The organism is Branchiibius cervicis, assembly GCF_042661605.1.
GTDB lineage: Bacteria > Actinomycetota > Actinomycetes > Actinomycetales > Dermatophilaceae > Branchiibius > Branchiibius cervicis.
Genome location: NZ_JBHSWJ010000002.1, coordinates 364,622 through 383,744, shown reverse-complemented (window position 1 = coordinate 383,744; position 19,123 = coordinate 364,622). Strand labels below are relative to the sequence as shown.

General features: G+C 67.8%; 20 protein-coding genes and 3 pseudogenes. 13 read left to right on the top strand and 10 right to left on the bottom strand.

Annotation, left to right across the window (positions count from 1 at the left end):
• Nucleotides 1–23: 23 nt before the first annotated feature.
• The 4 genes from ACFQBT_RS02280 to ACFQBT_RS02265 all read left to right on the top strand — a co-directional run bounded on the left by ACFQBT_RS02280 (nt 24) and on the right by ACFQBT_RS02265 (nt 2,761).
• Nucleotides 24–818: a DUF3109 family protein gene (locus ACFQBT_RS02280; RefSeq protein ID WP_377820204.1), complete on the top strand. Its 795-nt coding sequence runs from the start codon at nt 24–26 to the stop codon at nt 816–818.
• Between the two features lie 82 nt (nt 819–900).
• Nucleotides 901–1,503: a class I SAM-dependent methyltransferase gene (locus ACFQBT_RS02275; protein WP_377820203.1), complete on the top strand. Its 603-nt coding sequence runs from the start codon at nt 901–903 to the stop codon at nt 1,501–1,503.
• 68 nt (nt 1,504–1,571) lie between these two features.
• Complete coding sequence (locus tag ACFQBT_RS02270) at nt 1,572–2,150, top strand: hypothetical protein (protein WP_377820202.1); 579 nt, start codon at nt 1,572–1,574, stop codon at nt 2,148–2,150.
• 65 nt (nt 2,151–2,215) lie between these two features.
• Nucleotides 2,216–2,761, top strand: coding sequence for a hypothetical protein (locus ACFQBT_RS02265; RefSeq protein ID WP_377820201.1), 546 nt, complete (start codon nt 2,216–2,218; stop codon nt 2,759–2,761).
• Nucleotides 2,762–2,768: 7 nt separating this feature from the next.
• Here ACFQBT_RS02265 and radA read toward each other — a convergent pair.
• Nucleotides 2,769–4,129, bottom strand: a pseudogene (radA, locus tag ACFQBT_RS02260) (DNA repair protein RadA).
• Nucleotides 4,130–4,215: 86 nt separating this feature from the next.
• On the opposite strand from radA, the pseudogene disA reads away from it, so the two are divergent.
• Both disA and ACFQBT_RS02250 read left to right on the top strand, forming a co-directional pair.
• Nucleotides 4,216–5,288 (top strand): annotated as a pseudogene (gene disA, locus ACFQBT_RS02255) (DNA integrity scanning diadenylate cyclase DisA).
• Entirely contained in the window at nt 5,285–6,145 is an 861-nt protein-coding gene (locus ACFQBT_RS02250) for an HhH-GPD family protein (RefSeq protein ID WP_377820200.1), read from the top strand. The pseudogene disA and the gene ACFQBT_RS02250 overlap by 4 nt, the downstream one beginning before the upstream one ends.
• A gap of 11 nt (nt 6,146–6,156) precedes the next feature.
• Here the strand turns inward: ACFQBT_RS02250 and ACFQBT_RS02245 are convergent, their stop codons facing one another.
• The 3 genes from ACFQBT_RS02245 to ACFQBT_RS02235 all read right to left on the bottom strand — a co-directional run bounded on the left by ACFQBT_RS02245 (nt 6,157) and on the right by ACFQBT_RS02235 (nt 7,117).
• Nucleotides 6,157–6,441, bottom strand: a complete 285-nt coding sequence (locus ACFQBT_RS02245) for a hypothetical protein (protein WP_377820199.1) — start codon at nt 6,439–6,441, stop codon at nt 6,157–6,159.
• Nucleotides 6,442–6,569: 128 nt separating this feature from the next.
• Nucleotides 6,570–6,920 (bottom strand): gluconokinase, encoded by a 351-nt coding sequence (locus ACFQBT_RS02240; protein WP_377820198.1) that lies wholly within the window; start codon nt 6,918–6,920, stop codon nt 6,570–6,572.
• A gap of 23 nt (nt 6,921–6,943) precedes the next feature.
• Nucleotides 6,944–7,117 (bottom strand): hypothetical protein, encoded by a 174-nt coding sequence (locus tag ACFQBT_RS02235; RefSeq protein ID WP_377820197.1) that lies wholly within the window; start codon nt 7,115–7,117, stop codon nt 6,944–6,946.
• Nucleotides 7,118–7,182: 65 nt separating this feature from the next.
• Here ACFQBT_RS02235 and ACFQBT_RS02230 point away from each other — a divergent pair, with 65 nt between their 5' ends.
• From ACFQBT_RS02230 to ACFQBT_RS02215, 4 genes are all read left to right on the top strand, one after another.
• Nucleotides 7,183–7,989 (top strand): ABC transporter permease, encoded by an 807-nt coding sequence (locus ACFQBT_RS02230; RefSeq protein ID WP_377820196.1) that lies wholly within the window; start codon nt 7,183–7,185, stop codon nt 7,987–7,989.
• Nucleotides 7,982–8,773: an ABC transporter permease gene (locus tag ACFQBT_RS02225; protein WP_377820195.1), complete on the top strand. Its 792-nt coding sequence runs from the start codon at nt 7,982–7,984 to the stop codon at nt 8,771–8,773. The genes ACFQBT_RS02230 and ACFQBT_RS02225 overlap by 8 nt, the downstream gene beginning before the upstream one ends.
• Nucleotides 8,770–9,702 (top strand): ABC transporter ATP-binding protein, encoded by a 933-nt coding sequence (locus ACFQBT_RS02220; RefSeq protein ID WP_377820194.1) that lies wholly within the window; start codon nt 8,770–8,772, stop codon nt 9,700–9,702. The genes ACFQBT_RS02225 and ACFQBT_RS02220 overlap by 4 nt, the downstream gene beginning before the upstream one ends.
• Before the next feature lie 140 nt (nt 9,703–9,842).
• Nucleotides 9,843–10,706 (top strand): type IV toxin-antitoxin system AbiEi family antitoxin domain-containing protein, encoded by an 864-nt coding sequence (locus ACFQBT_RS02215; RefSeq protein ID WP_377820193.1) that lies wholly within the window; start codon nt 9,843–9,845, stop codon nt 10,704–10,706.
• A gap of 98 nt (nt 10,707–10,804) precedes the next feature.
• Here the strand turns inward: ACFQBT_RS02215 and ACFQBT_RS02210 are convergent.
• The 3 genes and pseudogenes from ACFQBT_RS02210 to ACFQBT_RS02200 all read right to left on the bottom strand — a co-directional run.
• Nucleotides 10,805–11,290 (bottom strand): annotated as a pseudogene (locus ACFQBT_RS02210) (amino-acid N-acetyltransferase); the annotation flags it as partial.
• 73 nt (nt 11,291–11,363) lie between these two features.
• On the bottom strand, nt 11,364–13,898 hold the full coding sequence (locus tag ACFQBT_RS02205) for an ATP-dependent Clp protease ATP-binding subunit (protein WP_377820192.1): 2,535 nt from the start codon (nt 13,896–13,898) through the stop codon (nt 11,364–11,366).
• 318 nt (nt 13,899–14,216) lie between these two features.
• The gene (locus tag ACFQBT_RS02200) at nt 14,217–14,357 is read right to left on the bottom strand and encodes a hypothetical protein (RefSeq protein ID WP_377820191.1); all 141 of its coding nucleotides are present in this window, start codon (nt 14,355–14,357) and stop codon (nt 14,217–14,219) included.
• Between the two features lie 254 nt (nt 14,358–14,611).
• On the opposite strand from ACFQBT_RS02200, the gene ACFQBT_RS02195 reads away from it, so the two are divergent.
• Entirely contained in the window at nt 14,612–15,178 is a 567-nt protein-coding gene (locus tag ACFQBT_RS02195) for a hypothetical protein (RefSeq protein ID WP_377820190.1), read from the top strand.
• Here the strand turns inward: ACFQBT_RS02195 and ACFQBT_RS02190 are convergent.
• Both ACFQBT_RS02190 and ku read right to left on the bottom strand, forming a co-directional pair.
• On the bottom strand, nt 15,132–15,692 hold the full coding sequence (locus ACFQBT_RS02190; RefSeq protein WP_377820189.1) for an arsenate reductase/protein-tyrosine-phosphatase family protein: 561 nt from the start codon (nt 15,690–15,692) through the stop codon (nt 15,132–15,134). The genes ACFQBT_RS02195 and ACFQBT_RS02190 overlap by 47 nt on opposite strands.
• Before the next feature lie 2 nt (nt 15,693–15,694).
• Nucleotides 15,695–16,636 (bottom strand): non-homologous end joining protein Ku, encoded by a 942-nt coding sequence (gene ku / locus ACFQBT_RS02185; protein WP_377820188.1) that lies wholly within the window; start codon nt 16,634–16,636, stop codon nt 15,695–15,697.
• Between the two features lie 93 nt (nt 16,637–16,729).
• On the opposite strand from ku, the gene ACFQBT_RS02180 reads away from it, so the two are divergent.
• Nucleotides 16,730–17,581, top strand: a complete 852-nt coding sequence (locus ACFQBT_RS02180) for an ATP dependent DNA ligase (protein ID WP_377820187.1) — start codon at nt 16,730–16,732, stop codon at nt 17,579–17,581.
• Nucleotides 17,581–18,465, top strand: a complete 885-nt coding sequence (ligD, locus tag ACFQBT_RS02175) for a non-homologous end-joining DNA ligase (RefSeq protein ID WP_377820186.1) — start codon at nt 17,581–17,583, stop codon at nt 18,463–18,465. Before ACFQBT_RS02180 ends, ligD begins: the two co-directional genes overlap by 1 nt.
• On the opposite strand, the gene ACFQBT_RS02170 is transcribed toward ligD, so the two are convergent.
• Nucleotides 18,462–19,034 carry a dienelactone hydrolase family protein gene (locus ACFQBT_RS02170; RefSeq protein ID WP_377820185.1) on the bottom strand — a complete coding sequence of 191 codons (573 nt, stop codon included), beginning with the start codon at nt 19,032–19,034 and terminating at the stop codon, nt 18,462–18,464. The genes ligD and ACFQBT_RS02170 overlap by 4 nt on opposite strands.
• Nucleotides 19,035–19,123 lie beyond the last annotated feature (89 nt).

Here is a 19,123-nt window from a genome sequence, read left to right as displayed (position 1 = left end):
GTAGCGACACCTACAATCCCTGCGTGACCGAGACCCCGCTGGATACTCCCCGCACCTGGGTCGAATTCACCAATCCCGACGACCCGGCCGAGCGCTTCCGGTGCGACCTGACCTGGTTGACGTCGTCGTGGACCTGCATCTTCGGGCGGGGCTGCCAAGGGATCTATGCGACCGCGCCCGATGCGGGGTGCTGCACCCTCGGAGCGCACTTCAGCGGCAAGAAGGACCTCAAACACACCGCGAGCTTCGTCGACCAGCTGACGCCGGCGCGGTGGGAGAAGTACCGCAAGGGCCACCGCAAGAAGGGCTGGACCCAGCCCGAGGACGACGCGACCAAGACGCGGGTCGTCGACGGGGCGTGCATCTTCCTCAACTCCCCCGACTTCGCTGGCGGTGGCGGCTGCGCACTGCACCACCTGGCCGGCGACCTCGGCCTGGAACCGCACGAGACGAAGCCGGACGTGTGCTGGCAGTTGCCGATCCGGCGTACCTTCCGCACCGTCGAACTCACCGACGAGACGTCCTACCTGGAGATCAGCATCGGCGAATACGACCGCCGAGGGTGGGGCCCGGGCGGCCACGACCTGGACTGGTACTGCTCGGGAAATCCCGAAGCACACGTCGGCGCCGAGCCGGTCTACCTCGGTAGCCGGGGCGAGCTGGTCCGGTTGATGGGCCGATCGGCGTACGACGTGCTGGCGGGATACTGCGAAGCGCACCTTCTGCAGGTGGCGGCCACGGTCGCGGCCGGCCCGGCGGGCCGGCCGCTGCTGCCCCTGCTGGTACATCCGGCGACCCTTGCTGCGGAGGAACTGTGAGCTTCCAACCGATCCCTTCACCGAACATCTGGAACACCCCGGAGTTGTATGAGATCGAGAACCGGGGGTCGATCCCGACGGGTTGATCTGGGACGCAATGCGCTCGGTGCAGTCCTGGGACGGTGCGCGGGTGCTCGATATCGGCTGCGGCACGGGTTTCCACCTGCCGTTGCTCGCCTCCACCGCATCGTCGGTGATCGGCGTGGAACCCCACGAGCCGCTGGTCCGGCTGGCGCAGGCCCGCGTCGCCGATCTGCCGAACGTGGACGTCCGCCTCGGCGGGGCGGAGTCGTTGCCAGTGGAGGACGCCTCGATCGACGTCATGCACAACCGATGGGCCTACTTCTTCGGGGCCGGCTGCGAACCAGGGCTGGCCGAACTGGACCGGGTCATGGCACCCGGTGGCGTGGCGTTCGTGATCGACAACGACGCCTCCCGCTCCACCTTCGGCGGCTGGTTCGCAGCGTCGCTGCCGGCGTACGATCCGGCCGGCGTCGAGCGCTTCTGGGCACGGCAGGGTTGGACCTCGACCCCGGTGCTCATGCGCTGGCAGTTCGACAGTCGCGAGGACTTCGAAGCGGTGGTCGGCATCGAGTTCGCGACCCGGCACGCCGCGCAGATCCTGGCCTCCCACGAAGGCACCGGCGTCGACTACGCCGTCTACGTGCGTCACAAGCGGTACTGAGCAAGACTGCCTCCATGGGCGCTCCCAGTGCCCCGCCGCTACAGCGGGCGTGGCATCAGCAATCGTGGTTGAGCCCTGCACCGCGGTGGCTGCGGCGGACGCTGGGCGTGGCGTTCGCGGCGATGACGTTGCTTGCCCTGACCGCGTGTTTCCTGTGGTTCGAGGATTTCGGGCTGGTGATCCTGCGATCGGCCGCCCGGCCGGTGCCCCTGACAGTCCTTGCGGCGGCATTGCTGGTCGGCTGGTTGATCGCGCTCGGCGCGCACTGGCGGATCGGTGGGTACGTGCTCGGCGCGGTCTGCTCGATCGCGCTGGTCGTGGCGACGCCTCTCTATCTGCTCGTCACTTCGGGCACCGGCATGCCTGATCGCCGGCTGCTGTCACCGGACTCGTCCACAGTCCTGATCGTCGAGAACGACGCCGCAATGATCGACCCGATCTGGCCGGTGCGTCTGGAGCAGACCTCCGGCTTGACCGCCAAGTATTGGGACATCGGCTGCATCAACGGGGACTACCTGGAGTACACCGGTGCCCAGTGGATGTCGGACTCACTGATCGAATTCACTATCAGCGGAGAGCGCGTGCCGCTGCAGGTGGGACCGGACGGCCCGACAGGGACGACCGACCCACGCCTACGCAGTTGCTGAGGCGGCGGCTGGGCGACCACATGCCACAACCCACCCCGAAGCAACATCAGCTGTCAGAATGCGGGATGCCCGCAGCGTCGTTCCGTGACCCCGAGTTCACACCGTGGGAGGCCTTCACCGCGGACCCGTTGGTTGAGCGTCGCATCACTTCCTTCAGCGGTGCCGGCGGCGAAGCGGTCGACTCAGTGACGATGACCCTCGGCTCACGAGACGCCGGCACTCTCGTGATCGTCCGGACCAGTCTTCTCACCGATCGATTCATGTCGATCTGGGATCGCGGAGCAGAGCTCATGTTTCAACTTCTGGACTACGCCGACGACCCGCCGGACGCGGTCGGGATCGACACCATGCTGGCCATCACGCAACAAGCCAGTTCTGCTGAGTCGTGGCAGGGCACCGACGGGTTCCCGCACGTGGACCTCGCCGGGTCGAGCCACCTTTTCGAGGCCCTCGGTTTCCAGGTGCACCTCACCGTCGGCAGCGAGGTGGCCGTCTTCGTCGCCGGGACACCGGATGCTTTGCGCACAGTGACCAAGGTGTCGCCTATCTCGGACTGGAGCGCCTACCCGCCGCCACAGCCGTGGCAGAACTGGACCATGCCAAACCCATGACCCCGCGTCATCCGGTGATCACCGCGAGCGCACGGAACAGGTGATCGGCCTCAGTCACCTTGACCCCGGAGGGAATTCGATCCCGCCGCATACTGCCGGCCGGGACGATCGCGTGATCGAAGCCGATCCGCGCCGCCTCCGCCACGCGCCGCTCGACGCCGCCTACCGGACGTACCTCACCGGACAAGCCCACCTCACCGAACGCCACCACGCCCTTGCCGAGCGGACGATCGAGAGACGCCGACGCCACGGCGAGGGCCACCGCAAGGTCAGCAGCCGGCTCACGCAACTGGGCGCCGCCCACGGTCGAGATGTAACTGTCGTGATCGCCCAACGGCAGCCGTACCCGACTGGTCAGGACGGCGAGAATCATTGCCACCCGGGCAGATTCGATCCCGCTTACTGTCCGCCGTGGAGATCCCCCGTTGCCCTTCACCAGCAGTGACTGCACCTCGGTGACCAGCGGCCGCCGACCCTCCAACGCGACCGTCACGCAACTTCCGGCGACGCGGTCGCCGTGGGAGAGGAACAGGCCGCTGGGGTCCGGCAGCCCGACGATCCCTTCGTCGGTCAGATCGAAGCAACCGACCTCGTCGGTGGCTCCGAAGCGGTTCTTGACCGCCCGCACCAGCCGCAGCCGCGAATGTCGCTCCCCTCGAACTGGATGACCACATCGACCAGGTGCTCCAGGGTCCGCGGCCCGGCAATCGAGCCGTCCTTGGTGACGTGCCCGATCAGCAGCACCGCGATCCCGCGCTTCTTGGCCACCGAGATGATCGAGGCCGCGACCTCCCGCACCTGCGAGACGTTGCCCGCGGCGCCTTCGATCGAGGACGAGGCGACCGTTTGCACCGAGTCCACCACCAGCAGCGACGGCGACACCGCATCGATCTGCGCCAACACCGTCGCCAGGTCGGTCTCGCTGGCCAGATACAACTCCGGCGCCACGGCATCGATCCGCTCGGCCCGCGAGCGCACCTGCCCGGCCGACTCCTCACCGGAGACGTACAGCGCCCGCTGGCCGCACCGCGCTACCCGCGCCGACACGTCCAGCAGCAGGGTGGATTTGCCAATCCCCGGCTCGCCGGCCACCAGCACCACCGAGCCCGGCACCAAGCCACCGCCGAGCACCCGGTCGAACTCGCCGACACCGGTCGGAACCGCCGCGCTGGCGAGCAGATCCACCGAGCCGATCGGGACCGCGGGCTGCTCGATCACGGTGGCAGGCGGCGTACGGGCGATCACAGCACCGACCTCGGCGACGGTCCCCCACGCCTGGCACTCTCCGCACCGACCCACCCACTTGATGGCGGTCCAACCGCACTCACTGCAGCGGTAGGAGGTCGCGGACTTCTTGGTGATCGCCATGTGGGAGACGGTAATCGCAGCCTCCGACAACAACGATCTGTTAACGAACAGCAAGGATCGCAGCCCGCTCACCTACACTCGCCGCTGTGGAGCGCACCGACGAAGACGTGCTGCGCACGGTCCTTGCCGCCGTCGCACCGGGCACCCAGCTGCGTGATGCACTCGAGCGGATCCTGCGCGGTCGCACGGGCGCGTTGATCGTGATCGGCCACGACAGAGTGGTCGAGTCGATCAGCACCGGCGGCTTCCCCATGGACATCGAGTTCTCGGCGACGCGGCTGCGCGAACTGGCCAAGATGGACGGCGCGATCGTCGTGGACTCCGACGTCACGCGGATCATCCGGGCGGCCACCCAGCTCGTCCCGGATCCCTCGATCGAGACCGTCGAGTCCGGCACCCGGCACCGCACCGCGGAGCGCGTCGCCAAGCAGACCGGCTTCCCGGTCGTCTCGGTCAGCCAGTCGATGCAGATCATCGCGCTCTACGTCGGTCAGTTGCGTTACGTCATCGAGGGCAGCGCTGCCGTCATGTCGCGCGCGAACCAGGCGTTGCAGACCCTGGAACGCTACAAACAGCGCCTCGACGAGGTCACCGGCACGCTGTCGGCGCTGGAAATCGAGGACCTGGCCACCGTGCGCGACGTCGCGGCCGTGTTGCAACGCTTGGAGATGGTGCGCCGGATCAGCGAGGAGATCTCCGAGTACGTCATCGAGCTCGGCACCGACGGCCGGTTGATGTCCCTGCAGTTACAGGAGTTGATCAGCGGCCTGCACGACGACCGCGCCCTGGTGGTGCGCGACTACATCGAGGCGGCCGGGGACTCGGTGACCCTCGATGACGCGCTGAGCAACCTGGCCAACGTGGATTCCACCGCGCTGCTCGACCTCGCCGAAGCGGCCCGGGCCATCGGTTTCACCGGTTCGGACTCGCTGGATGACCCGGTCAGCCCCCGCGGCTACCGGATGTTGTCCAACGTCCCCCGGCTGCCCCAGACCATCGTCGAGCGCCTGGTCGACCATTTCGGCACCCTGCAGCGGCTGCTCGCCGCAGGGTCGACGACTTGATGGTGATCGACGGGGTCGGTGAATCCCGCGCCCGCACCGTTCGCGAGGGCATGTCGCGGTTGGCGGAGAGCAGCATCCTCGAGCGTTACGTGTGATCTCCCGGGTAATCGACTGGTACGGCGACCACCAGCGGGATCTGCCCTGGCGCCGGCCGGAGGCCAGCCCTTGGGGCATCCTGGTCTCGGAAATCATGCTGCAGCAGACGCCGGTCGCGCGGGCCTTGCCGGTGTGGCAGGAATGGCTGGAGCGCTGGCCGACGCCGCAGGCACTGGCGCAGGCCGCGCCCGGGGACGCCGTACGCGCGTGGGGTCGCCTGGGATATCCGCGCCGCGCCCTGCGCCTGCATGCAGCCGCTACCGCCATCGCCACCGAGCACGGTGGCCGGGTGCCGTCCGATCCGGACACCCTGCGGGCCCTGCCGGGCATCGGTGCCTACACTGCGGCCGCCGTCGCCTCCTTCGCGTACGGCGTGCGCATCCCCGTCGTGGACACCAACGTGCGCCGGGTGCACGCTCGTGCGGTCACCGGCGCGGCACAGGCCGCACCCAGTCTGACCGCGGCCGAAAGCCGTTTGGCCGCAGAGCTTCTGCCAGCGAACCCCGCCGAGGCGAAGGTCTGGAACGTCGCGGTGATGGAACTCGGTGCCCTGGTGTGCACGGCCGCCCGACCGGACTGCGATCACTGTCCGATCGCACGGCAGTGTGCGTGGCGGTCGGCCGGCTACCCGGCGTACGACGGGCCCACCAAGGCGGCGCAGCGCTGGCACGGCACGGACCGGCAGGTCCGCGGTCTGGTGCTGCAGCTGCTACGGGAGTCCCACGGTCCGGTCCCCGCGGCGCGTGTCGATCTGGTCTGGCCCGATGATGCGCAACGGCAACGGTGCGTCGCCAGCCTCATCGAAGACGGTCTTGTCGATCCGCTACCCGGAGGTCGCTACGCACTACCGGCCTGAGGGCGGACTGGTCAGGCTTCGAGTTTCGCCGCGATCGCATCGGCGAGCGCGATCAAGGTCCGCCCGCTGCCACTGCGGGCGGTCATCGTGAAGAGCACGTGCAACTCTTGCCCGAGGTCATCGACCTTCGTCTCTTGGCTCACGAGCTTCGACTCGATGGCCGCCAAGCGGTCCGCGATCTGCCCTAACAGCGCCAAGATCTGAGCATCGGGATCGACCTGAGGTAGGTCCGGAGTCGGACCCACGGGGATGAGGTGATCGAGACCCAGCCTGCTCAGGTCAGCGTCTTCAGACATGAAGTTCCCTCCGTCCCGGCCGGTCATGGTGGCGCAACACGAAACGACCTGCCGATTCGTCATCAATGGTTGCAGATCGGCCCGCGTGCTGCAGACGATCCGGACGGATCCGACCCACCCAGCGGTCGCTACGCCCTGTCGGCCTGAGTCGCCGAGCTCAGACCGAGCGCGGAAAGCGCCGCCGCCAGCACTGCGTCCGGGTCACCGGAGGCATCGACGACGATCCCGTCCTCGTCCGGCTGGAGCGGCTCCAGCGTTTCCAGTTGCGACGCGAGCAGTGAGGCGGGCATGAAATGCCCGGGCCGGTGGGCGACCCGGCGACGCAGTTCCTCGACCGGCACGGTGAGCATCAGGAAGCGCACGCCGCTGCGCCCCGCCCGCAAGCGGTCCCGGTAGCTGCGCTTCAGGGCCGAGCACGTGATCACCGCGCTGTCGCCGCGCACCTCGTGAGCGCTGATCCACGCCCCGACAGCGTCCAACCACGGCCAACGGTCCTCGTCGGTCAGGGGATTCCCGCACGCATCTTGGCGATGTTCGCGGCCGGATGGAAATCGTCACCCTCGACGTACGGCCATCCAGTGGCAACCGAAAGCCGTTGCGCGATAGACGTTTTACCCGATCCTGATACACCCATCACCATGACGAACGTGGGGTCGGCCAGGTCCATGGAACTCACGGTAACCACCTGCCGGGGCACATACGGCTGAAGCGGCCGGTCAATTCCGGTAGGCTCTCGTCTTTGTGTCTACCGCCCTGACGCCGTACTGGCTGATCTTCCGCGCGGGGGTGCGACGACAGTCGACGTACTGGCTGGCCACGATCGGCGGCCTGGTAGCCAACCTCACCTTCGGTTTCCTGAAGGCGGCGGTCTTGTTCGCCACGGTCGAGGCGGCCGGCGGGAATCTGCAGGGATACGACCTCGCGACCATGTCCGGCTATGTCTGGCTGTCCCAGGGATTGCTGGGCTGCATCAATGCGCACGGCCAGTCCGAGATCGGCGACCGGATCAAGACCGGCGACATTGCGATCGATTTCGCTCGGCCGACCAGCGTCTTCGGCTCGTTCGCGGCCAGTGATCTGGGCGGTGGCGCTTACTCGTTCCTGCCACGCGGATTGCCGGCGATCGTCGTCGGCTCGCTGACGACCGGGATCGCCCTCGCTCACGACGTGAGCGGCTGGGTGCTCGGACTGCTGGCCGTGGGGATCGGGATGATGCTGTCCTTCTGCGGCCGCTATGCGATCAACATACTCGGCCTGTGGTTGGTGGAGACCCGCGGTCTGCAGGTGTTCTACATGGTCGTCTCGACGTTCCTGATGGGATTGTTCATCCCGGTGGGGCTCTTCCCCGCCTGGCTCAAGACCCTCGCCCACGCCACTCCGTTCCCAGCCATGTTCATGACGCCCATCGATCTGCTGTCCGGGCGGATCGACGGCTGGGCCGGGATCGACGCGGTAGGGGTCCAGCTCGCCTGGCTCGCAGGTCTGATCGCGCTGTGTCTGGTGCTCACCGGCCTCGGGCGGCGCTACCTGGAGGTGCAGGGTGGCTGACGTCTCGGCGTACGCCGCGGTCCTGGCCGGTCAGGCCCGCGCCCAACGCTCCTACCGGACCAACTTCGCCATCGACCTGATCAGTTCCGGGGTGGTCGGCCTGGTCGAACTGGCCGAGGTGTGGATCCTGTTCCACAACGTCACGGTGCTCGGCGGTCTCACGTTCACCCAGATGATCCTGGTCTTCGGGCTGGCCGACGTCTGCTATTCCGTCGCGGACCTCGTGGTCGGGCACGTCGACCGGCTGCCGCGGTACATCCGGACAGGCACGCTGGACGTCTTCTACCTGCGCCCGCAACCGCTGCTGGCCCAGCTGATCTTCTCCGACATCTCGCTGCGCCGGATCACCCGGCTCGGCGTGGGTGTGGCGGCCGCCGCCTATGGCCTGCACGCCAACCAGATCGACTGGTCGCCAGCCCACATCGCGCTGCTGGTCATTACCCTGCTGTCCGGAATCGCCATCACCGGCGCCCTGTTCGTGCTGGCCGCGGGTTGCCAGTTCTGGCTGGTCGACGGCGCCGAGCTGACCAACTCCTTCGTCTACGGCGGCCGGTACGCCAGCACGCAACCGGCCACGGTGTGGCCGATCGGGATCAAGGTGGTCTTCGGCGCGATCTTCCCGGTGGCGTTCGTCGCCTTCGTGCCCGCCATGACGTTGCTGGGCCGTCCGGTGATCAACTCCTGGATCGGCTGGTGTGCGCCGCTGGCAGCCGGGTGGATCTGGGCGGTCGCGATGTTCATGTGGCGGGCGGGTGTGCGGCACTACCAAGGAGGCGGTGGATGATCATCGAGACCGACAGTCTGACGCGGACGTTCGTACGCCGGGGCAAGGGTTTGCGCCGCACCACGATGACCGCGGTGGACAACCTGACCGTTTCCGTCGCGGCCGGCGAGGCTGTGGGCTACATCGGCGCGAACGGTGCCGGGAAGTCCACCACGATCAAGATGCTGGTCGGGATCCTGGTGCCCACCAGCGGATCGGTGCGCACCTGCGGTCTGGATCCGGTACGCCGCCGCCGCGAGTTGGCGCGGCACGTGGGCGTGGTCTTCGGGCAGCGCTCGCAACTGTGGTGGGACCTGCCGACCCGCGACTCGTTCAAGATTCTTGCCGCTATCCACCGGGTGGACGGCACGCACCGACTGGATGAATTGGTCAGCGAGCTCGAGCTCGGGGAATTCCTGGACACACCGGTGCGGCAGCTGTCGCTAGGACAGCGGATGCGCGCGGAAGTCGCCGCAGCCCTGCTGCATTCACCCGAATTGGTCATCCTCGACGAGCCCACCATCGGTCTGGACGTCGTGTCCAAGCAGCGCCTGCGGCAGTTCCTGATCGCCGAACGCCAGCAGCACGGCACCACCCTGCTGCTGACCACCCACGACATGGGCGATGTCGAACGCCTCTGCGACAGAGTGCTGGTCGTAGATCACGGGCGCCTGGCCTACGACGGTTCGCTGGCCGGGCTCGCGGCATCCGTGGAGAGTCACCGGGTGCTCGTGCTGGACCTGGACGAAGCAGCGGCGCCGTTGACGGGAATCCCGGGCACGACGTACGTCGGCAGTGAGGTCAGTGGCGCCCGCCAGCGGCTCAGGTTCGATCCGGGGCAGACCACGATCGCTGCCGTCCTCGCCCAGGTGCCGGGGCTACGGGATCTGAGCATCGAAGAGCCGGACATCGAGGACGTCGTACGCCGGATCTACTCGGCGCAGCGCTGATCAGCCGCAGGCATCCGCGCGGGTTATCGACAGACGCGCGGGCTATAGGTCGCGCAAACGTCGACAACCCGCGCAAACGTTGTCCACAGCCTCGTAGGCAGTCCGCGTCCGCAGTCCTGCGCATCGGTCACGCTGTCCGGGTGGACGTGATCTCACGACGGCAGGCGCGCGAGCGTGGTCTCAGCGAGCGGGACCTCGAACGGCTGCTGGCGCAGGGGCAATGGACCAGACTGCGCCGCGGCTGGTACCTGATGCGGCCTGTCATCGATGAGCGGGACCGCCACCGTCAGCTGGTGGACACCTTCCTGGCCGAGCACGCCGGCACCGCAGTCGCCGGCTACGTCTCGGCTGCGGTGCACCACGGTCTGGCGCTGCATCGTGCGGACTTGTCGACGGTGCATCTATGCCGGCTCGGCCCCGGCCGGTCCAAGCGGGTGCCCGGACTGCACCTGCACACCGCGTTGCGCGGCCACCCCTCCTCGCACGGCGTCGAACACATCGCCACCACCGTCACGCAACTTGCGGCGGTCGATCTCGAGGCCGGACTAGTGGCCGCCGACGACGCGCTGCACCGTACTTTGCTGACGCCCGCGGATCTGAGGACGGCAGCGCAGGCGCGTCGCCTGGCGAACGGGGCCGAGCGGATGCGACAGCTCGTGGCTCGCGCTGACGGCGACCACGAGTCGCCGGGCGAGACGCTGTCGGCCGTGCGATTCAGCGAGGCCGGAATCCTGGTCGAAGCGCAGTTCACCGTCCCCGGCTCGCAGCGGTGGACCCGCAATGGGAAGGGCTACCGCGCAGACTTCCGGGTCGTCGGCACACGAGTGCTGGTGGAATTCGACGGCGCGACCAAGTACGACGAACCCGGAGCGTTGTGGCGCGAGAAGCAGCGCGAAGATCGGATCCGCTCCCTGGGCTGGATCGTGGTCCGCCTGGTGTGGTCCGACCTGTTCCACGGGCGGGCGGCGGCGAAAGTGCGGGCCGCGCAGGCGATGGCCGCCTGAGTTTGCGCGGGTTATCGCTAGACGCGCGGGTTGTCGACAGACGCGCGGGCTATAGGCCGGGCAAACGTCGACAACCCGCGCGAACGTCGACAAACCCCTCAGAGCTGAAGCAACATCCGGGCGTTGCCCAGGGTGTTGGGTTTGACCCGGTCGAGATCCAGGAACTCGGCGACACCCTCGTCGTAGGACTGCAGCAGTTCGGCGTAGACGTCGGGGGCGACGGGGTCGCCCTCGATCTCGGCGAACCCGTGCGCGGCGAAGAAGGCGGTCTCGAACGTCAGGCAGAAGACGCGCGAGACCCCCAGGGTCCGTGCCCGGTCCAGCAGGTCGGTCAGGATCGCCGAGCCGGCACCGTGGCCCTTGAGCGATGGATGTACGGCGAGGGTGCGGACCTCTGCCACGTCGTCCCACATCACGTGCAGGGCGCCGCAACCTAGGACGCGGTCATCGTCGGCGGGGTCGAGCACCACGAGGAACTCTTGCAGCGCCTCGAAATAGGACACCGCTGGTTTGGCCACGATGGCCCGGGAACTGACGTAGGGCTTGACCAGTTCCCGAATTCCTCGCACGTGCCGGGTGGTCGCAGGGACCGGGCCGCTCCACGCGGCGGCAGGCCCGGAGGAATCCCTCCGGGCCTGCCGTCAGTGTGCGCGTGGCTCACGCGTCGCTTTCGCCACCCTCGCCGATGGTGGCCGCCTCGACGTCAAGGCTGTCGGGCGCCTCCGGCTTCGGCGAGCCGACGAAGGTGAACGTGTCGTCGCGACCCTCACCGGTGGCATCGACCAGGACGATCTCGCCCGGGCCGACCTCGCCGTACAGGATCTTCTCCGACAGCACGTCCTCCACCTCGCGCTGGATCGCACGACGCAGCGGCCGGGCACCCAGAGCGGGGTCGTACCCGCGGATAGCCAACAACTTCTTGGCCGTCGGCGCGAGCTCGATCGCCATGTCCTTGTCCTTCAGACGCTCGTCCAGTCGCGCGATCATGTTGTCGACGATCTGGATGATCTCGTCCTGGGACAGCTGCGGGAAGACGATCGTGTCATCGACACGGTTCAGGAACTCAGGCCGGAAGTGCTGCTTGAGCTCCTCGTTGACCTTCGCCTTCATCTTCTCGTAGCCCGTCGCCGTGTCGTTGCCGGACGCGAAGCCCAGCGAGACGCCCTTGGCGATGTCCCGGGTACCGAGGTTGGTGGTCATGATGATCACGGTGTTCTTGAAGTCGACCATCCGGCCCTGGCTGTCGGTCAGGCGACCGTCCTCCAGGATCTGCAACAGCGAGTTGAAGATGTCCGGGTGGGCCTTCTCGACCTCGTCGAAGAGCACCACGGAGAACGGCTTGCGGCGCACCTTCTCGGTCAGCTGGCCACCCTCTTCGTAGCCGACGTAACCGGGCGGGGAACCGAACAGCCGCGACACCGTGTGCTTCTCGGAGAACTCCGACATGTCCAGGGTGATCAGGCTGTCCTCGTCGCCGAAGAGGAACTCCGCGAGCGACTTGGCCAACTCGGTCTTACCGACACCGGTCGGACCGGCGAAGATGAACGAACCACCCGGGCGCCGCGGGTCCTTCAGACCGGCGCGGGTACGCCGGATCGCCTGGGACAGCGCACGGATCGCGTCGTCGTTGCCGACGACCCGCTTGTGCAGTTCGTCTTCCATCTTGAGCAGTCGCTGGGACTCCTCCTCGGTCAGCTTGAAGACCGGGATGCCGGTGGAAGCGGCCAGGACCTCGGCGATGAGCTCCTCATCGACCTCGGCCACGACGTCGATGTCGCCGGCCTTCCACTCCTTCTCCCGCTGCGCCTTGGCGTTGATCAGCTTCTTCTCGTCGTCGCGCAGGGCGGCGGCCTTCTCGAAGTCCTGACCGTCGATCGCGGACTCCTTCTCGCGGCGGACGTGTGCGATCTTCTCGTCGAATTCGCGCAGGTCGGCCGGAGCCGTCATCCGCCGGATGCGCAGCCGCGCACCGGCCTCGTCGATCAGGTCGATCGCCTTGTCCGGCAGGTGCCGGTCGTTGATGTAGCGGTCGGCCATGTTGACCGCACCCACCAGCGCAGCGTCGGTGATCGTCACCCGGTGGTGGGCTTCGTACCGGTCGCGCAGACCCTTGAGGATCTCGATGGCGTGCGGAATGGTCGGCTCCTGCACCTGGATCGGCTGGAACCGGCGCTCCAGCGCCGCGTCCTTCTCGATGTGCTTGCGGTACTCATCCAGCGTGGTCGCGCCGATGGTCTGCAGCTCACCCCGGGCCAGCATGGGCTTGAGGATCGAGGCAGCGTCGATGGCGCCCTCGGCGGCACCCGCACCCACCAGGGTGTGGATCTCGTCGATGAACAGGATGATGTCGCCGCGGGTGCGGATCTCCTTGAGGACCTTCTTCAACCGCTCCTCGAAGTCACCGCGGTAGCGGCTGCCCGCCACCAAGGATCCGAGGTCGAGGGTGTAGAGGTGCTTGTCCTTGAGCGTCTCGGGCACGTCGCCGCGCACGATGTCCGCGGCCAGGCCCTCCACGACGGCGGTCTTGCCGACGCCGGGCTCCCCGATCAGGACAGGGTTGTTCTTGGTACGCCTGGACAGCACCTGCATGACCCGCTCGATCTCCTGCGATCTGCCGATCACCGGGTCGAGCTTGCCCTCGCGGGCGGCCTGGGTCAGGTTGCGACCGAACTGGTCGAGGACCAGCGAGCCGGCGGGGGTGCCTTCCTGGGGGTTGCCCTGGCCGACTCCTGCGCCAGCCTTCTCGGGGCCGCCCTGGTAGCCGGACACCAGCTGGATGACCTGCTGACGCACACGGGACAGGTCGGCGCCCATCTTGACCAGGACCTGGGCGGCGACGCCCTCACCTTCGCGGATCAGGCCGAGCAGGATGTGCTCGGTGCCGATGTAGCTGTGGCCGAGTTGCAGACCCTCGCGCAGCGAGAACTCCAGGACCTTCTTGGCGCGCGGGGTGAAGGGGATGTGCCCGGACTGGGTCTGCTGCGAGGGGCCGATGATTTCCTGGACCTGCTCGCGGACCGCTTCCAGGGAGATCCCGAGGCTGTCGAGCGCCTTGGCGGCAACGCCCTCACCCTCGTGGATCAGGCCGAGCAGGATGTGCTCGGTGCCGATGTAGTTGTGGTTGAGAAGGCGCGCCTCTTCTTGAGCGAGCACGACAACGCGTCGCGCCCGGTCGGTGAACCGTTCGAACATGAGGGCTCCTTGATCTGCCGTCGGTTCTTATGGATGCTAGCCCGCGCACTTGTGTCGTGTCCGGACTCTGGAGGGTGCAACGCAACACGGCACGCGCATGTTCCATGCATGCCATACGATGCCGCGCATGCCGGACCCGCTGTCGATCCACGCCCTGGGGTACCGGTTCGAGGTGGACCTGGAGGCAGTGCCGGCCGACGAGGTCGCCGCGCTGCGGCTGCAGTGGGCACGCTGCGCACCGGATGAGCAGGATCCCGCGCCCGCCGCGGACTCCCCGTCCGTCCCGCTGTCGGACGCGCAGGATCCCGTACGCCGTGACTACGCCCTGGCCTCCAGCGTCACCTTCGCGGCGATCCGGCAGGCGGCCGGCGCCGGGGTGATGCTGCACGCCTGCGGTATCGCTGACGACTCCGGTCGGGTCGCCGTGCTGGTTGCGGCCTCCGGCACCGGCAAGACCACGGCCGCAGCACGGCTGTGCGCCCGGGATTTCGGCTACGTGACCGATGAAACCGTGCTGATCCGGCCGGACCTGTCGGTGCTGCCCTATCCCAAGCCGCTCTCGGTGGTCCTCGAAGCCGGCGATCCGCACCACAAGCAACAACACGGACCCGACGAGCTTCACCTGCGCACCCCCAGCTTCCCTGCACGCCGGGGCGCTGCTGCTGCTGGACCGCATCGACCGCGCTTCGCGCGACGACGGTGCACCGCGCCCGATGGCGGTCCCGGCGCTGGAGCGGGTCGGCCTGTTCGACGCGATGCTGACGTTGATCCCGCAGACGTCGTCCCTGATGGCACTGGACCGGCCGTTGACCGCACTGGCCCAGCTCATCAACGATCTGGGCGGGGTGCAGACCCTGTACTACCGGGAGATCGACGAGACCGGCAGCCTCATCGAACAAGCCCTGCACGATCGCGGGGTCGTGACGCAATTCACATCGCTCACCGCGGACGGCGATCCCACTGACGCGCCGCGCGACCCGGGCGAGGAGCACCTGGTCCAGCGGGCGCCGTTCGACGACGCGGTGGTCGCCGACGACGAGGTGCTGGTGCTGGCCGGTTCGACGCCGCTGCGGCTGTCCGCCCTGGGCGCCACGATCTGGTTGGCCGCGGCGCAACCCCTGTCTGCCGGCGCCGCAGTGGAGGTGTGCCGGGCGGCGCACGGCGATCACCCGCAGGCAGCCGAACTCGTCGACTCGGCGCTCACCGAACTGCTCGAGGTGGGGGCGCTTGCGCCTATCCCGCGGGCTGCGATTGCGGGACCCCGGCCAGCCGTGCGGTGACGGCCGTGACGTGCCGATCCAGGAGTTCGGCGACCTCGGCCGCCTTCTCCGGTCCCTTGCGATACGGGTCCGCCACATCGAACTGCGAGCGCGTCGGCCTGCGATCTGCCCGAAGTGCACTCAGATACGCCTCGCCGACCACTTCTTCCGGCAGCGACCGGCTTGCCTCACCGGCGGTGCCCAGGGTCTGCACCCGCCGCACCATGGCCGGGAAGTCGCCCAGGATCACGTGCCGCTGGGCCTTTTCCATCGGCAGGACGAGGGTCGCGTCCTGGACGATCGCGCGGTTGACCTGCCGAGCGACGAAACCCGTCGCGTTGCCGCCCCGCGCCCTCAACTCTTGCGCCATCAGTTCATCCATCGGCGATCCGGCCAGCGCACCGACGCCGGCGCTGGCGAAGGTCCACCCGGCCAGCCCGAACTCCTCGGCACGCACCCGGGCCAGGCGCTCGGCGTACGCCGATCGGCAGATGTTGCCGGTGCAGATGAAGACGATGTGCCCTGCGACGGACATGGTCAGGCAGACTTCTTCCCCGCCGGCGCCTTCTTGGCGGAGGTGGTCTTCTTGGCGGGAGCTTTCTTCGCGGGGGCCTTTTTCGCCGGTGCCTTCTTGGCGGCTGCCTTCTTGGCCGGGGCTTTCGCAGCGGGAGCCTTCTTGGCGGGGGCGGGCTTCTCGCCGCGCGCGGCCTTGGCCCGGTCCACGCTCTGCTGCAGCGCCGCCAGCAGGTCGACGACCTGACCGCCTTCCTCCTGCGGTTCGGGTGCGGCCTTGACCTCGCCTCCTGCGAGTTTGGCCTCGACGACCTCGTGCACCGCCTGCTCGTAGTCGTCGGTGTACTCCTCCGGGTCGTAGTCGCCCGACAGGGACTCGACCAGCATCTGCGCCATCGCGGTCTCGGCCGGCTTCACCGACAGGTCCGCGTCGTCGAGCACGCCGAATTCTGGCGCGCGGACCTCGTCGGGCCACAGCATCGTCTGCAAGGCGATGACCTCATCACGCACGCGCAGCACCGCAACGGTCATCCGGGTGCGGATGGTGATCGTGACCAGCGCGACGCGGTCTGTCTGCAGCAACGCATCCCGCAGCAGCGCATACGGTTTCACCGCACTGGCGTCCGGCTCCAGGTAGTAGCTCTTGTCCAGGTACAACGGGTCGATCTCACCGGCCGGCACGAATTTGTCGACGGCGATCTCCTTGGAGGTCGAGATCGGCAGGTTGGCCAGGTCGTCGTCGGTGAGTACGACCATCTGGCCGTCCTCGGTCTCGTAGCCCTTGGCGATGTCGTCGTAGCTGACTTCCTCGCCGTCGATGGCGCACACCCGCCGGTAACGGATCCGGCCGCCGTCCTCGCGATGCACCTGCCGGAACTGCACGTCGTGGTTCTCGGTGGCCGAGTAGAGCCGGACCGGCACATTGACCAACCCGAACGAGACGGCACCCTTCCAGATCGCCCGCATTGTGCAAGAGTGCCCCATGCGTCCGATGCTTGCCACCCCTAGCGACGCAGTCCTGCGGGCGCCGATTGGCAGCACGAGGTGAAGTGGGACGGGATGCGAGTGCTCGTCGCGGTCGAGGGTGATCGGGTCCGCGTCACCTCGCGCACCGAACGCGACGTCACCGTCGCCTTCCCCGAACTCACCTGCGCCGGCAGCGGATTACCCGGCTACGACCACCTCCTGCTCGACGGCGAAGTCGTCGTGCTGAGGCAGGGGGCGCCCAGTTTCGCCGGTATCGCCGAGCGCTTCAACGTCACCAAGCCAGCCGACGCCGACCGGCTGGCGGCAACCGCTCCGGTGACGCTGATGGTTTTCGACCTGTTGCGCGTGGGCGGCCACGAGACGCTGTCACAACCGCTGCGGGTACGCCGCGAACTCCTGGAGGCGACCGGACTCACCTCCCCCTGGGTGCAGGTCCCGGCGGTCTTCGACGACGGAGAACTACTACTGGCTGCGACCGCCGAGCGCAAACTGGAAGGCATTGTGTCCAAACGTCTTTCGTCGCCCTACCGGCCCGGGACCCGTTCGCCGGATTGGCGCAAGATCGTGCACCGCCGCACCTCGTCGTACGTGGTCGGCGGTTGGCGCTTCGAGACCGACCGAGCGGACGTGCTGGGCAGTCTGCTGATCGGCTCCCCCGCCGAGGCGGGATTGAGGTACGTCGGCCGGATCGGTTCCGGGCTGGCCGGCGCCACGGGCGCTGCGCTGCTGCCACGCCTACGAGAACTACGGTCACCGACCAGTCCGTTCGAGACCCGCCTACCGGCCGCGGACGCTCGCGGCGCGCACTGGCTGCGGCCGGAGCTGGTGGTGGACATCGAGTACCACACGGTGACCGAGGACGGCCGGTTGCGCCAACCGAGTTGGCGCGGAGTCCGCTCCGATCTGACCCCGCGGGATCTGTGATGGCCGACGAGAAGATCAGTGTCGAGGTCGACGGCCAGCGACTGCAGCTCAGCAACCTGGACAAAATCCTCTATCCCGGAACGGAAACCACCAAGGGCGAGATACTGCACTACTACAGCCAGGTCGCGCCCGTGTTGCTGCGGGTGATCGCCGACCGGCCGGTCACGCGGGTGCGCTGGCCGCACGGGGTGGGCGACAACTCGTTCTTCGAGAAGAACGTGCCCAGTGGCACCCCTTCGTGGATCCGGCGGGTCACCGTTGCGTCCAGCGGCAGCCGCGGCGGCGGCGACAAGGTCACCTATCCCCTCATCGACGACGTGGCGGGCCTGACCTACTTCGCGAATCTGGCGGCGCTCGAACTGCATGTGCCGCAATGGAGATTCGTCGATGAGAAGCCGGTCAATCCGGACCGGCTGGTCATCGATCTGGACCCGGGCAAGGGCACCGGGCTGCCGGAGTGCGCCGCGCTGGCTCTGACGGTGCGGGATCGCCTGGCGCCGCTGGCCGTCGGCGAGGTCGTCCCGGTGACCAGCGGCAGCAAGGGCATGCAGTTGTACGCCACGGTCGATAGCTCCCGCACCAGCGACGAGATACGCGACTGGGTCAAGGAATTGGCGCAACGGCTCACCAAGGAACAACCGGACGCGGTGGTCTGGAAGATGACGACCTCGCTGCGCCCGGGCAAAGTCTTCGTCGACTGGTCGCAGAACACCGCCGCCAAGACGACGATCGCGCCGTACTCGTTGCGTGGTCGGGACCGGCCGACGGTCGCCGCACCGCGCACCTGGGAGGAGGTCGAGGACGGCGCGTCGTTACAGCAGCTGACTTTCGACCAGGTCCTCGCCCGGCTCGATGATCTCGGTGACCTGTGGCCGCTGGACTAGACGCGGTCGAGGAGGGCCAGAACCCGCTCTACCAGCAGATCAGTTGCCTTCGCATCGTATTGCGGCAGTGAGGAATCCTCGAAAAGATGCACATCACCGGGGTACAGGAACACCTCCGCGTCAGCGCCCGAGGCGACCAGTTCGCGCGCTGAATCCAGATCTCCTTCGTGGGCGAAGAACTCGTCGTCGTCCATCCCGTGGATCTGGGCGGGCACGCCGTCCGGCCACGGACCGAACGACCATTCGCCGGTGATCGGGAAGCAGGTCTCCAGCAGGACCGCGCCGCGGGCTCCGGGCCGGGTCTGCGCGAAGCGCTGGGCCTGGCCACCGCCCATGGAGATGCCGGCGTAGACGACGTGGGCGGGTAGGTCGGCTACCGCGGCATCGGAGAGAGCGTCGGTATCGAGTGCCTTCGAGAACTCGAAACCCTCGAGGATCGTCGCGAACGTGTGCCCGGCGTACAGGTCCGGTGTGTGCACCGTGTGCCCGCCCTCGCGCAGCCGCTCGGCCAGCTCGGCGACCCCGGGTGTCAGACCCAGCACGTGATGGAAGAGGACCACCGTGGTCACGACGCCACCGCCCAAGCCCCGACCCGGAAGTCATCGGGTTCCCGGGGCGGGTTGATGCGTTCGCTCGTCGTCATGAAACCGACATTACG